12 protein-coding genes are annotated in these 13457 nt (G+C 39.3%); all 12 read left to right on the top strand.

The genetic code is table 11. The annotated features are described in order from the left end of the window. Positions 1 to 134 precede the first annotated feature (134 nt). Positions 135 to 1460 (top strand): ABC transporter substrate-binding protein, encoded by a 1326-nt coding sequence (locus ACYQ21_RS02855; RefSeq protein WP_460054925.1) that lies wholly within the window; start codon positions 135 to 137, stop codon positions 1458 to 1460. 167 nt (positions 1461 to 1627) lie between these two features. Further along, the gene (locus ACYQ21_RS02850) at positions 1628 to 3634 is read left to right on the top strand and encodes a glycoside hydrolase family 88/105 protein (RefSeq protein ID WP_460054924.1); all 2007 of its coding nucleotides are present in this window, start codon (positions 1628 to 1630) and stop codon (positions 3632 to 3634) included. A 15-nt stretch (positions 3635 to 3649) separates the two neighbouring features. Next, complete coding sequence (gene kduI, locus ACYQ21_RS02845) at positions 3650 to 4489, top strand: 5-dehydro-4-deoxy-D-glucuronate isomerase (protein ID WP_460054922.1); 840 nt, start codon at positions 3650 to 3652, stop codon at positions 4487 to 4489. An 11-nt stretch (positions 4490 to 4500) separates the two neighbouring features. Further along, positions 4501 to 5304 carry a gluconate 5-dehydrogenase gene (locus ACYQ21_RS02840; RefSeq protein WP_460054920.1) on the top strand — a complete coding sequence of 268 codons (804 nt, stop codon included), beginning with the start codon at positions 4501 to 4503 and terminating at the stop codon, positions 5302 to 5304. A 19-nt stretch (positions 5305 to 5323) separates the two neighbouring features. Beyond that, a complete protein-coding gene (locus ACYQ21_RS02835) occupies positions 5324 to 6157 on the top strand; it encodes a sugar phosphate isomerase/epimerase family protein (RefSeq protein WP_460054918.1) in 834 nt (277 codons plus the stop codon). A gap of 36 nt (positions 6158 to 6193) precedes the next feature. Beyond that, positions 6194 to 7006: a hypothetical protein gene (locus tag ACYQ21_RS02830; RefSeq protein WP_460054916.1), complete on the top strand. Its 813-nt coding sequence runs from the start codon at positions 6194 to 6196 to the stop codon at positions 7004 to 7006. 340 nt (positions 7007 to 7346) lie between these two features. Continuing rightward, positions 7347 to 8711 (top strand): lanthionine synthetase LanC family protein, encoded by a 1365-nt coding sequence (locus ACYQ21_RS02825; RefSeq protein WP_460054915.1) that lies wholly within the window; start codon positions 7347 to 7349, stop codon positions 8709 to 8711. 12 nt (positions 8712 to 8723) lie between these two features. Beyond that, on the top strand, positions 8724 to 9572 hold the full coding sequence (locus ACYQ21_RS02820; protein ID WP_460054913.1) for an amino acid ABC transporter permease: 849 nt from the start codon (positions 8724 to 8726) through the stop codon (positions 9570 to 9572). Between the two features lie 87 nt (positions 9573 to 9659). Beyond that, positions 9660 to 10496, top strand: coding sequence for a transporter substrate-binding domain-containing protein (locus ACYQ21_RS02815; RefSeq protein WP_460054911.1), 837 nt, complete (start codon positions 9660 to 9662; stop codon positions 10494 to 10496). A gap of 61 nt (positions 10497 to 10557) precedes the next feature. Further along, complete coding sequence (locus ACYQ21_RS02810) at positions 10558 to 11262, top strand: amino acid ABC transporter permease (protein ID WP_460054908.1); 705 nt, start codon at positions 10558 to 10560, stop codon at positions 11260 to 11262. Next, positions 11259 to 12023: an amino acid ABC transporter ATP-binding protein gene (locus ACYQ21_RS02805; RefSeq protein WP_460054906.1), complete on the top strand. Its 765-nt coding sequence runs from the start codon at positions 11259 to 11261 to the stop codon at positions 12021 to 12023. The genes ACYQ21_RS02810 and ACYQ21_RS02805 overlap by 4 nt, the downstream gene beginning before the upstream one ends. Before the next feature lie 35 nt (positions 12024 to 12058). After that, positions 12059 to 13441 carry a lanthionine synthetase LanC family protein gene (locus ACYQ21_RS02800; protein WP_460054903.1) on the top strand — a complete coding sequence of 461 codons (1383 nt, stop codon included), beginning with the start codon at positions 12059 to 12061 and terminating at the stop codon, positions 13439 to 13441. Positions 13442 to 13457: the final 16 nt, after the last annotated feature.

Raw genomic sequence — 13457 nt, 5'->3', positions numbered from 1 at the left:
CAAAATCCGTGAGTCCATTCCAGAACTATTATCTCTGAGAAACGGCTCAGTAGTCAAGTGAAAATTAATATCAATTAGGTAAAAATCGTAGTGGTTAATCACTACTAGAATATATTATACGAGGAGAACTTGAAATGAAAAAATGGCAAAAAGCCGCACTTAGTGCAGTTACGATTCTCTCAGTTGTCACATTGGCGGCTGGTTGCTCAGCAGGTAGGAAGAAAGTAACTGGCTCTGGTGATAAAGGCACAGTAGAACTCAGCTTTAGTTGGTGGGGCAATGACCAACGCCATAAAGCGACTCAGGATATGATTGATAATTTTGAAAAAGAGAATCCTGATATTAAGATTAAAGGCGAGCCTAGCGGTTTTGGTGATTTGGATCAGGTGTTTACAACGCGTTATGCAGGGAATACACTCGCAGATATTTCTACTTTAATGTATGGTTGGGTGCCTCAATTTGGACAAAACGGTGGCTTTTATGATCTAACAAAAATCAAAAGCTTAGATTTATCAACTTATGATAAAGAATTCTTGAAATTTGGTCAAGTTGATGGTCAACAAGTAGCAGTGCCTTATGGTGAAAATACGCTCGTCATGTATGTCAATAAATCTGAGTATGAACGCAATGGTATTGATGTTTCTAAACTTAAAACTTGGGATGATTATGTTGAAGCGGCTAAAAAGTTACCGGAAGGGTCATTTATGCTTGCCTCACCAACATGGCGTTTTCCAGTAACTATATGGTTACAACAAAAAACAGGTAAAACAGAATTTGATGGCAAAGGCAACATGAACTGGACAGAAAAAGACTATCTTGAGGCGATGACTTGGTATAAAGAAATGGCTGATGCGCGTGTCTTTGTTTCACGGAAAGATTACCTTGAAAACGTCGGCACCGAACCTGTGTCACTTGCCAATAATAAAAAATGGTTGGAAGGCGAATACGGCGGAGGGATTGATTGGAATGGTGCTATTTCAGCAACTTATGCTGCGTCAAAAGAAATTGGTGATGAGCTTGTTATCGTTGATTACCCAATCGCTGAAGGCGGCAAAGCTGTCAATTTGGTTTCAAAACCTTCTATGTTATTTGGGATTAAAAAAGACGAGAAAAATCCAGAAGAAACTGGTAAATTCTTAAACGACTTCCTGAATGGTAAAAAATCAGTCGAGGTTTTAGGCTTAACGCGTGGAACACCAGCATCAAGTGCAGCACTTGAAACATTGGAAGCTGATGGACAATTCACTGGCTTTATGAAAGAAGGCTATGATTATGCACAGAAAGCTAAAAAATTGAAAGAGACACCTTTCTATGAAGACGGCACTTTGACGAGCATCTACACAACTGAAATGGAAGCAGTTGAACTTGGCAAGACCGATTTGAAAACAGCAGCTAAAAATGTTTTCACTAAAACCAAAGATCAAGCTGTCAAATTAACTAAGGATTACAAATTAAACTAAAACAAAAGAAGGAGGTGGAGTTGGCTCTCAGCTCCTCTTCTTTTCTTAATTTGAATCACAGAAAGACTTTGAGCGGACGATAGGTCGCGAATGACCCTGCTTGGTCAGAGCGTATGCGCAGGTCAAGTTTCAAGATTTCATATAGTGAAATCGCAGAAAGGAAGGATATGTATTTTACTAAAGAAAAGGCAATCAGTACAATAGCACAAGAGAATAAAGAAATTGTGTCGAAATTGATTGGTAATTTTATCAGCCATAATCCTTCTCAAGATTATGAGCTACGTTTGCAAGGCAAGTTAGATGTAGAGTCGTCGGGACTTTTTCACCTTAACTATGCTAAAATTTTTCAAGAAGTAGCTGTTGGTACAACCGCTTGGAGTCGTGCTAAATTAGTGATTCATGGGAAACAAAAAACAAGATTCAAAGTAAAATGTTTCGGTCCTACCATTATCTACATGAATGATGAGGTGGTTTTTGAAAGCACACCAGAACAAGAAAATTTCAGGACATTTACAATATTTGAGATGCCCTTGACGGAAGAAGAAAATATCCTAAAGATTAAGTCAGAAAAAACAACACTTGGTTTTGGCTTAATTCTTGGTAATTTGATGCCACAATGGGAGCCAACACACTTTGAATGTCTGACTAAAAAAGGCTTTGTTGATTTTGAGCATCGTCTGAGTTCTCAAGAAGAATGGCAAATAGAAACAAATGACTTTGTAGCTGGTTTTTCAGAAGGAGATTATATTTTTCGGACATTGCTCCATGTGAAAAATAAAAATGAGCTGATAATACAAAATCACAGCGATGACATTTTATATCTTGCCAATCGCCTTAAATTACAACCACATCAACATCTCTTGATACCCATCACAGAAAAATATGATTTACGATTGCGCTACAAAGGGAAACACCCTTTCGATATCATCAAACAGATAGAAATTAAGGCGTCTGGTGATTTGATACAAAGCTCTGGCATCACAGACGATACCTCTAAATGGCAAGTGATGGGGGATTTGACTGAGGTTGAAGCTGAACAGTTAATGACCACAAAAAATTTACCTGCTCAACTTGCTAAAACAAAAGCAATCTGGACAAATGGGAGAGGTGAGGGCTTTGTTCGCCCCTTTCATACTAAAAGTCTTCATGCTTTTTGGAGCTATCCAATGGGCGTCACCTTAAATGGTATGCTGATGGCTGGTCGTTTTTATCAAAATGATGATTGGAAGACCTATGCTTTATCATCACTTAAGCAAATTTGTGATTGGGATCAATTTTGTTTACAAAACAAGGAAACCTTTCATTATCCCAGTATTAACACACAGCTTTATTGGCTAGATGCGCTTGATGATTGTGGGTCATTTGGGTCATTTATGTTGGGAGCTCAAAAAGATTTAAATCTTGCCACCATTGATGACATTTCTGATCGAATCGCACAGTTTATCTCGCAGACACAAAGGCGTGAAAAAGATGGCGCTTTTTCTAGAGATGATGATACGATGTGGATTGACGACTTATACATGAGTGTCCCTTTCCTAGTCAGACGATTTGAAGCAACTGGTCATCAGACCGATTTGGACGATGCTGTTTGGCAATTCCTATGTTATAAAAAACGCTTTTTCTACTCAGAAAAGCAACTGATGAGTCATATTTTCGATCCGATTTTGGAAAAAGGGAATTTGATTCCGTGGTCTCGTGGGAATGGCTGGGTTGTATTGGCGCTATCTGAATTATTAGGTGTCTTGCCTGCAACGCATCATGATTACAAAGAATTGGTTGCATTTTTCAATGAGCTTTTGCATGGCATATTAAGCGTGCAAGACAAAACTGGCTTGTGGCATCAAGTCTTAGATGAAGCGACATCTTATCTTGAAAGCTCATCAACGGCTATGTTTATCGTTGCGATGGCTAGAAGTATCCGAGAAAATTACTGTGACGATTGCTTGCTAGAGGATGTTGAGAGAAGCGTTGATTTAGCATGGTCTGGTTTGAAAACATATTGTATTGATGATGTTGGGAATCTTTATGGTGTCTGTCAAGGATCGGGCTATTCATTTAGCAAAAACTATTATCAATCCTTAGGGTGGATTAAAAACGATCCTCATGGTATCGGTATTGTTGTCTTGGCTGGTGTAGAAGTTGATAAATTGAGAAACAACTTATATTTGAAGTGAAACGAGGAGTAAAAAATGCAAACAATAGAAACGCGCTACACCCATAGTCCTTTGGATATTCGGAACTATGCAACAGAAGACTTACGTCGTGAATTTTTAGTGGAAAAAGTTTTTGTAGCAGGTGAAATTAATCTCACTTATACTCACAACGACCGCATGATTTTCGGCGGTGTGACACCAACAACGGAAGCTTTGGAAATTATCTTAAGCGACCAACTGGGCGTTGACTATTTCCTTGAACGTCGTGAGCTTGGTGTGATTAATATCGGTGGCGATGGCTTTATCGAGATTGATGGTCAAAAAGAGACGATGAAAAAACAGGATGGCTACTATATCGGTAAGGAAACGCAACATGTTATTTTTAGCTCGGTTGATCCTGAAAATCCTGCCAAATTCTATATCAGCTCAGCACCAGCTCATCATAAATATCCCAATGTCAAAATCAGTATTGATGCTATCACACCCATGGTGACAGGGGAAGACAAGACCATGAACAATCGACAAATTTTCCAATACATTCACCCCAATATTTGTGACTCTTGTCAACTTCAGATGGGCTATACGATTTTAGAACCGGGCAGCTCTTGGAACACCATGCCTTGCCATACCCATGAGCGGCGAATGGAAGCCTACGTTTATTTTGATATGACATCGCCCAACAAAGTCTTTCACATGATGGGCAAACCGAATGAAACGAAACATTTGGTCGTAGATAATGAGCAGGCCGTTATCAGTCCGAGCTGGTCGATTCACACGGGTGTTGGGACGAGCAATTATAGCTTTATCTGGGCCATGTGTGGCGAAAATATCACCTATACGGACATGGATATGGTTGAGATGGATGACTTGAAATAAAGGAGAATAAAATGGTTTTTGAGACAAATAACTTTAGATTAGACGGCAAAATTGCCTTGGTAACAGGTGCAGTTTATGGTATTGGCTTTGCCTTGGCTGAGAGTTATGCGCAAGCTGGTGCGACGATTGTCTTTAATGATTGCACGCAAGAAGGCGTTGCAAAAGGCTTAGAAGCCTATCAGAAAGCCGGTATTAAGGCGCACGGTTATGTCTGTGATGTCACAGATGAAGCTGGCATTGAAGCTATGGTTAAGCAGATCGAAAGAGAAGTTGGTGTGATTGATATTTTGGTCAACAATGCGGGTATCATCAAGCGTGTGCCGATGATTGACATGCGTGCAGCTGACTTTCGCCAAGTCATTGATGTTGACCTCAACGCCCCTTTTATCGTGTCTAAAGCAGTGATTCCTAGCATGATTAAAAAAGGTGGTGGGAAAATTATTAATATCTGTTCGATGATGAGTGAGCTTGGGCGTGAAACCGTATCAGCCTATGCGGCGGCTAAAGGTGGCCTGAAAATGTTGACCAAAAATATCGCTTCTGAATATGGCCAATACAATATTCAATGTAATGGCATCGGTCCAGGCTATATCGCGACACCGCAAACCGAACCTTTGCGAGAAACACAAGCAGATGGCTCCCGCCATCCTTTTGACCAATTTATCATTGCCAAAACACCTGCGGAACGCTGGGGAAGGCCAGATGATTTGACAGGCCCTGCAGTCTTTCTGGCAAGCCCGGCATCAGACTTTGTTAATGGTCATATCCTTTATGTAGATGGTGGCATCTTGGCTTATATCGGTAAACAACCGTGAAAAGGAAAGGAAATCTTACATGATAAATTTAGCAGTCCGTGGACATGATTTAGCGCCTATTGACGGTATCGAAGATTTGACTCAGAAAATTCAGGGCATGGGCATTTCAAATGTTCAGCTTTCCTTGCCAGCATCATTTCCTAACCTACCAAGTGACACACAAAATATCAATCCCGGTCTCGGTACTTATATCAAAAACGCTTTTGCTGATTCGGCTATTCAAATTGCTGTTCTAAGTTGTTATATCAACATCATTCATCCTGATTTAGAGATGCGAGAAACGCTTCTTAGGAAATTTGAAAGTTACGTTAAGAATGCCAAGTATTTTGGTGCAAGCATGGTAGCGACAGAAACTGGTAATGTTTTTGAAGAAATTCAGTTTACTGAGGATAATTTTACAGATGATGTGTTTGAGATGACTATCCAAGTGATTAAGCGTTTGGTTAAGGTTGGTGAAAATCATCAAACCTTGATTGGGATTGAACCTGGTTTAAATCATCCACTACATGCTATTCAAAGCGTTTCTGAGTTGATTAGCCGTGTGCCATCCGATTTTCTAGGTATTATTTTAGATGTGACAAATTTGATTTGTCTTGATACCTATCAAAATTATCAAGCCATTCTTGAAGAGGCTTTTGAAGCATTTGGAGATAAGATAATCGCTATTCATTTAAAAGATTTTAAGATTGATGACGGTAAGATTATCCCTGTTGATTTAGGAACAGGTTTGTTGGATATCAAGAATGCATTAGATTTTATCAAGCAACGTAAACCTTATCTCTATATTGTGATGGAAGAAACCAAGAATGATGCCATCAGTGAGGCCAAAAAACTAGTCGAAGGTTACCAATAAATAAGAGGTAGGACATCTGATGAAGGAGGACAAACAATGAAAGTAGAGTACTGCGGTTTTAAAGCAATTGATGCCCCTGAGCTTAAAACATTTCATATTGACCAAATTGATAGTCTGACTCAGACGATCATTGATGACATGACGCTCTTTAAACCCGATTGTCATTTGTTGTGTTCTGGCGGAGCAAATCTAAATTTTGCCTTAATTGAAAATGAAGTCCTTGGACTAGAAGGGTGTCTGATTGAAAAAACTAGACGAGGTTTTGATATAAAGGCTCAAACAACAAGAGGGTTACTATATGGCTTATATGAAATGCATCATCTGGTAACAAACCAGTATAACAAGGCTGATAAGGTATTGTCAGTACGGCACCAAGAAATTCGTCTAGTTGACTATCGGCAAAATCCTTTCATAAGCAATGCTTTAACCATCAAAAATGATGCCAGATTGTTAGCTTCAAGAGGTGTCAATGCAATTTGTCTCACCTATTTTTCACAACACCAGTTTGAAAATTTATTGAAGTACCAAAAACAAGAAAATTTATTGAAACTCAGAGATATGATTCATATTTTTACATCCTATGGTTTCAAAATATTTCTCGATATTCAGTTATCAGCCCCCATTTCAGTAGAGCAATTTGAAGCAGTGACTGATACGAGACAACAATTTTGGCAAAAAATCGTTGAGAAAATTTATCAGGTCATTCCTGACTTTAGCGGCTTTCTCATCAAAGATAATCCAGAAGCAACGCAAGAAAACTTTTTCTACTGTCGACATGTTGTTGCGCATAAAAATTCTTTAACGCAAGCACTAAAAGTTTATGGTGGTAGCTTAATTTATCCTATTTAGTTAGTTGTAGTATTTATCAACTGATTAGTCACAAAAAGCCTTTACTGACTAGCCTTTAAGATTCTAAATAACCCTTATAAATTTTCAATAAAACAAAATCGGTACAAAAGTTATTCAATCCTTGAATAGCTCTTTTTTATGCTTGATTAGCTGTATAGCAAGCAATATCAGTAGACATAAGCAAGTGAAGCATTTACAAAAATTTATCATTTTCTAAATTTTATGGGTTGAATGGCGTGATTAAAAATTTTTAACCCCTCTGATATTTTTTGGTATCACGTGATGGCCTGTCTAGCGTTAAAATATGTTTAAATTAAAAAAAGAAATGAAGGAAATAAATATGACACGGACTACATTAAAACCATTATTTCAAGAAACAACTGTTACAGATTATTTCAATGGCGTCTTGAAAACAGAGGCATGGCTAAATGATTTAGCGATAGCATCAGAAGAGGGGCTGTATTGGCAAGACAAGGGAGGTAAAATATCGCTTGATTTATATTCCGGTGCGACAGGTGTCATTCTTTTTTATATCCAACTGTATCAAGAAACGAAAAATCCAACAGATTTACAAATCGCAGAAAAAACAGGACTTGATGTCGTACATAGATTAACCAATCCAGCAGCAGAAGATAACGTAGAAGCGCCCTTGTTTGCCACTCTAGCTAATGCTGACAACGGGTTTTATCTCGGAAATGCCGGCATCGCTTTTGTCCTGATTGCCTTAGCAAAGGTTTCTGACAAGCCGATCTTTAAAAGGATTGCTCATAACTTGACAGAAAAAATCGTTAATCAGGCTATTAAAACGGAACATGGCGTTAAATGGACGGGTGCAACGGGGATTATTTTTGATAGTGGGACACTGCTATTTTTAGTCACAGCAGCTGATTACTTTAATCAACCAGAATGGACAGAAGTCGCGATTCAAGCTGGCCATGAAATCTTGTCAACAGCAGTCAACCGAAGTGATGATGAAGTCATTTATTACGGCCTGCCAAATGAAACGATTACCCCCTTCTTTGGTTTAGACCCAAGTGTTCAATATGAGTTTCCAAATTTTGAATATGGCACAGCAGGTGCAGGCTATACTTTTGCCAGACTTTATGAAATTTCAGGTCAGAAAATCTTCTTAGATGAAGCCATCAAAGCCGCCAATCATGTCACCAGAATTGCAACACACATTCATGATCAAGCAGCCTTAATTCCCTATCGCTTCCCAGATCAAGCAGATGTCTATTATTTAGGCTTTTGCCATGGTCCAGTTGGGACAGCAAGACTTTACTATAAATTATGGCAAATCACACAAGACACAGCTTATCTAGAGTGGGCTGAAAAATTGGCTCGGGGTATTATTGAAGCTCAAGCACCACAGGAACAGTCATTAGGCTATTGGCGTGTTCAGAGTCAATGTTGTGGAACAGCAGCTTTTATCGAATTGTTCTTAGGCTTATATGCAGCCACCCAAAAATCGGAATATCTTGATTACGCCAAGTGTTCAGGCGATAAAATTTTGAGCGAGGCCACAGTTGTTGATGATAAGGCGAGTTGGTTCCAACAATATTCACGAATTGATCCAGAAATAATCTCACAAGAGATTGGTTATTCATCTGGTGCGGCTGGTATTGGCACTGCCTTACTCCATTTAGTAACTGCGCTTAAAGGCACCTATCAACCGATTCGACTTTCGGATGATCCATTTATATAGAGGAGGTAAGAGATGGGAGAACTTTTTCAATGGCGGTATGTATTCAAATATTTCCCAAAATTACTTGAAGTCTTACCCACAACCTTAGGACTTGTTTTCGGTGCCACCCTTATCGGAACAGTTGTCGGTTTCTTAATTGCTTTGGCTAGAATTGAACGGCTACCAATCTTAAATCAATTTGCGACTATCTTTGCTTCGTTTATTCGTGACACGCCAGTACTTGTCCAGTTATTTCTAGTTTACTATGCTGTTCCTGTTTTATTCCAACGTACTCTAGGGATTGATGTCAATGGTTGGAACAAATTAATTTTCGTTTTTATCGCCTTCGGCTTAAATGCAGCAGCCTTCTTTTCAGAAATATTTCGGAGTGCCGTACAAAGTATTCCTAATAGTCAGCGTGATGCAGCAAGAGCGATTGGCATGACCAAACGGCAGATGTATCAGAGGATTATTTTACCTCAAACCATTCGAATTTTGATTCCGACTTATGGGACAATGTTAGTTGCTTTATTGCAAGATACCGCTGTTGCCTTTACATTAGGCGTGATTGATGTGATTGGTAAAGTTCGTCAGTTAGGTACATTTTATTACCACTCGCTTGAAGGTTACTTTGATGCTGCCATTATCTTTATTATCTTAAGTATCCTAATCGAAAAACTCTTTACTTATTTAGACAAACGATTGACACCTGCTTATGCTCGAACTGAAGCACCAGTTGCTATAACCATCGGACCTTTAGATGAAAACAGTCTAGCAGAAGCAACAGTTTCAGAAAAATTAACAGAAACAGCAACCATTGACAAATTATTAAATGAACGAGAAAAAGAAGGCAAGATTCTGACACTCGCCGAGGCAGAATGATGCTAATCCAAAGCGCCTTTGAGCGAACTAAGTATCGTTCAAGTTTCTGTGATTTCACCTTGTGAAATCACAGAAAGGAAAAAACAGATGAAAAAGAAAACATTTTTACTAACAGGTACAACAATTGCAGTAGTCGCTTTATTAAGCTTATCAGGTTGTGGTAAAAAAGCTAATGCCTCTGGCGATAGCGCATCAGGTGTCAAGACAGTTAAATTTGATGTCGTTGCAACCTATAAACCCTATGGCTATACAGATGAAAATGGTAAGCCAGATGGCTATGAGTGGGCAGTCTTGAAAGCTCTAGACAAGCTTATCCCTGAATATAAATTTGAGCTTGTACCTGCTGGAGCAGATGTCTTTACCGATTTAACAACTGGAAAAGTTGATGCGCTTGCCAGCCAATGGTACTCAAACGATGAGCGTCAAAAGAAATATACCTTAACGGATATCCCTTATACCAACTATGGGAATTATATTGCTTATGATTCAAATAAAGAACATGATTTCCAAACACTAGAAGATTTGCGTGGTCAAACACTTTATGGTTTTGCTAATTCAGCTGAGATAGCAGTTGCTGAAGTTTTCAACGCTGAAGAAGGTGGCAATGATCCAATCAAGATTAAATACACAACCTCAAGTGACTGGGCAAAAATGATTAAAGACTTCCAGTCTGGTGCCATTGATGCGACGGTGACGACAGATTATAATGTTAAAGCATGGAACAAGGAATTCAAATCAAATCTCGTGACGAGCAAAGAACCAGTTTTTTCTGGTGGCACTTACTATATTCTCAAAAAAGGGAACACAGACTTAAAAAATGCTTTGGACAAAGCTGTCACCCAACTTAAAGAAGATGGAACATTGGCCAAGCTGTCTAAAAAATATCTAGGGGATGACTATACGCAAGACCCAGATAAAAAGTAAGGCGTAATAAACAAAAACAGGATACAAAAAGTTAGCTAGACATTCAACTAAAGGAGTTACTATGGATCTACCATTTATTATTACTGCCCTAAAAGCAGGCGCACGTTATATACCAGTTTCCTTGTTTATCGCAGGTTCTGCTTTATTGATTGGCATTCTAGTGGGACTGGGGATTGCTTTAATTCGCTTTTTCAAAGTGCCTATTCTAGCAGAAGTATCACGTTGGTTCATCACTTTACTCAAAGGCATTCCGCTCGTCTTGGTTTTACTCGTTATCTATATTTTAAGTACAGATGCAGTTGATTTTCTCGCTGAACACTTCAATTTACCATTTCGATTTAAAGACTTAGGGACGGTTTGGTTGGCAATTTTAGGGTTGTCTATCTATTCCTCTATCGCCTTAGCAGAATCGTTTCGTGGCGCTTTTCTAGCCATTGACCAAGGGCAATTCGATGCGGCTGCGGCTATCGGTATGACCAGATGGCAAACCATGTATCGAATTATTTTACCACAAGCCTTTGTGACCGTTATGCCGACATCTATCACGATGTTAGTCGGTCTTGTCAAAGGGACAGCTTTGGCGTCAATGGTTGATGTCGTTGACATCTTACAAGGGGCTCAGATTGCAGGGAGTTTAAGAAATCTATTCTTAGAATCCTATATTGCAGCAGCCATTATCTATTGGATAATCAATGCTTTAATTGAGCTTGCGGGCGGACAGTTAGAACGTAGGCTACAAAATCGGAGAGGACGGGTAAGTATATGACAGAACGCATTACCATTCAAAATGTGCACAAAAAATTTGGCAAAAATGATATTTTAAAAGGCATTGATTTAGAAATCAAGAAAGGTGAAGTCATCGCCCTTTTGGGACCGAGTGGTTCAGGTAAAACAACTTTTCTGCGTTGCCTTAACTTTTTAGAGCATGCTGATCAAGGAAACTTGGCAATTGGTGGCTTGGCTGTTGACTTAAAAAAAGCGCCTAAAAAGCAAGTTCTGGCTGTGCGAAAAAAAACATCTATGGTATTCCAACAGTATGATTTATTCAAGAATAAAACAGCGATTGATAATATTTTAGAAGGGCTGACAGTTGTCCGAAAATTTTCAAAACAAGAAGCCCTAAAAATTGCAACTGCTGCCCTTGAAAAAGTTGGTCTTGGTGACAGAGCAACAGCTTATCCAAGTCAACTCTCAGGTGGTCAGCAACAACGTGTTGGCATTGCTCGTGCAATTGCTCTTAATCCTGAATTAATTTTATTTGACGAGCCAACGAGCGCCCTTGATCCCGAAACGGTTGGTGACGTTTTAGATGTCATCAGAGAGGTTGCCAAATCAGGCGCAACGATGATTATTACGACGCATGAAATGAGTTTTGCCTATGAAATTGCTGATCGCATTGTCTTTATGGAGAAGGGACGTGTCGTCGAAAGTGGGACACCTGAGGATGTTTTTTATCGGCCAAAACAACAACGGACAAAAGAATTTTTGGCACGTTATGTAAATTTCCAACCGGAATACATCATTTAAAACTAAAGAGCGTGAAAAAATGAGGAGACAAATAAATGGTAACAATCGCACGACCGATTGCAAAAGCAGTGACAAAAGAAGATTATCTTGCAGCAGCTAAAGGCATTGCGCAACATTTGCGACAAGAAGCCGTGAAAACTGAAGTGGGCACCTATTGGCAAAAAACTGAGCAAGGAGAACCTATCCTTGATTTTTATGTTGGCTCATCAGGCATTGCTTTATTTTTGATACAACTTGCAGCGATAACAGGGGAGGCAAGTTATTTGGAAGAAGCGATTGCTGCAGGTAATTTCATTGTAAATAAACTAGAAGCGGGCAATTATAGTGAACATCTGACATTAGGATGGGCGTTTTCAGATGTTCAGGCAAACAGTCGCTTTGCTTTTCATGGGAATGGTTATGCTGGCATTGCTTTTAGCTTGATTGAACTTACGAAAGCAACAGGAGATGCCTCCTATGCACACGCAGCCCATAAAATAATTGATGAAATTGTGATAAATGCCAAGGAAGTGACATCTGGTGTGATTTGGTCTGGCTATTCAGGGATTCAACAAGATTTTGGGACAGCTCTCTTTTTACTCTATGCCGCAGATTATTTTAAAGAGGAGCAACTGAAAAAATTAGCTGTTAAAGCAGGTCTAGCTATTTTGTCAACAGAAATTCCAACGCACGAAGGTGGCGCACGCTATACTGGTTTTAAAAATGTATTAGACGTTTACCATCAAGGTAATCCTGACAATCTACATTTCCCAAACTATGCCTATGGGACATCAGGCATTGGACACGGCTTTGCGACACTCTATCAGGCAACAGGAGATGAACGTTTTCTAGAGGGCGCTAAAAAAGCTGCGACTTATCTGATAGCGATTAGTGAGGAGGTTAGTGATGGAAAATTAATTCCTTATTTACAACCTAAAAATGCGGAAAATATTTTCTATCTTGGCTTTTGTCATGGTCCAGCAGGTTCAGCACGGCTTTTCTATGATTTGTATACACTGACAAATGAGCCACAATATTTGACGTTTTTTGATGACTTGATAGAAGGGATTATTGCAACGGGTGCACCTGAGAAACATTCAACTGGTTATTGGCAAATTCATTGTCAATGCTGTGGTTCAGCAGGTGTCTTGCAATTCCTGACGGAAGCCTATATCGCTAGTAAAAATGAGAAATATTTGACCTATGCTTTGCGAACAGCAGATGCGATACTAGGCGAAGGACATATTGATGAGACACAGACGGCGAAATGGTATCAGGCTTGGACACGAACGAAGCCTGCAGATATCCAAAATCATTTGGGCTATCTGATTGGTGATGCAGGATTAGGTGGTGCCTATGCAGAACTGTATGGCTTCTTAGCTGTTCCAGACTATACAGCAATTCGTTTGCCAGATGATCCATTTCCAGCACATAGATAAGAAAGAAGCGTAAAAA

It is taken from the genome of Pseudolactococcus yaeyamensis, assembly GCF_054658615.1.
This window is presented reverse-complemented; position numbering and strand designations above follow the sequence as displayed.

What these genes read in the sequence shown, in the direction of transcription:
- ACYQ21_RS02855 (WP_460054925.1), top strand. Translation starts at nt 135, where the DNA reads ATGAAAAAATGGCAAAAAGCCGCACTTAGTGCAGTTACGATTCTCTCA.
- ACYQ21_RS02850 (WP_460054924.1), top strand. Translation starts at nt 1,628, where the DNA reads ATGTATTTTACTAAAGAAAAGGCAATCAGTACAATAGCACAAGAGAAT.
- kduI (WP_460054922.1), top strand. Translation starts at nt 3,650, where the DNA reads ATGCAAACAATAGAAACGCGCTACACCCATAGTCCTTTGGATATTCGG.
- ACYQ21_RS02840 (WP_460054920.1), top strand. Translation starts at nt 4,501, where the DNA reads ATGGTTTTTGAGACAAATAACTTTAGATTAGACGGCAAAATTGCCTTG.
- ACYQ21_RS02835 (WP_460054918.1), top strand. Translation starts at nt 5,324, where the DNA reads ATGATAAATTTAGCAGTCCGTGGACATGATTTAGCGCCTATTGACGGT.
- ACYQ21_RS02830 (WP_460054916.1), top strand. Translation starts at nt 6,194, where the DNA reads ATGAAAGTAGAGTACTGCGGTTTTAAAGCAATTGATGCCCCTGAGCTT.
- ACYQ21_RS02825 (WP_460054915.1), top strand. Translation starts at nt 7,347, where the DNA reads ATGACACGGACTACATTAAAACCATTATTTCAAGAAACAACTGTTACA.
- ACYQ21_RS02820 (WP_460054913.1), top strand. Translation starts at nt 8,724, where the DNA reads ATGGGAGAACTTTTTCAATGGCGGTATGTATTCAAATATTTCCCAAAA.
- ACYQ21_RS02815 (WP_460054911.1), top strand. Translation starts at nt 9,660, where the DNA reads ATGAAAAAGAAAACATTTTTACTAACAGGTACAACAATTGCAGTAGTC.
- ACYQ21_RS02810 (WP_460054908.1), top strand. Translation starts at nt 10,558, where the DNA reads ATGGATCTACCATTTATTATTACTGCCCTAAAAGCAGGCGCACGTTAT.
- ACYQ21_RS02805 (WP_460054906.1), top strand. Translation starts at nt 11,259, where the DNA reads ATGACAGAACGCATTACCATTCAAAATGTGCACAAAAAATTTGGCAAA.
- ACYQ21_RS02800 (WP_460054903.1), top strand. Translation starts at nt 12,059, where the DNA reads ATGGTAACAATCGCACGACCGATTGCAAAAGCAGTGACAAAAGAAGAT.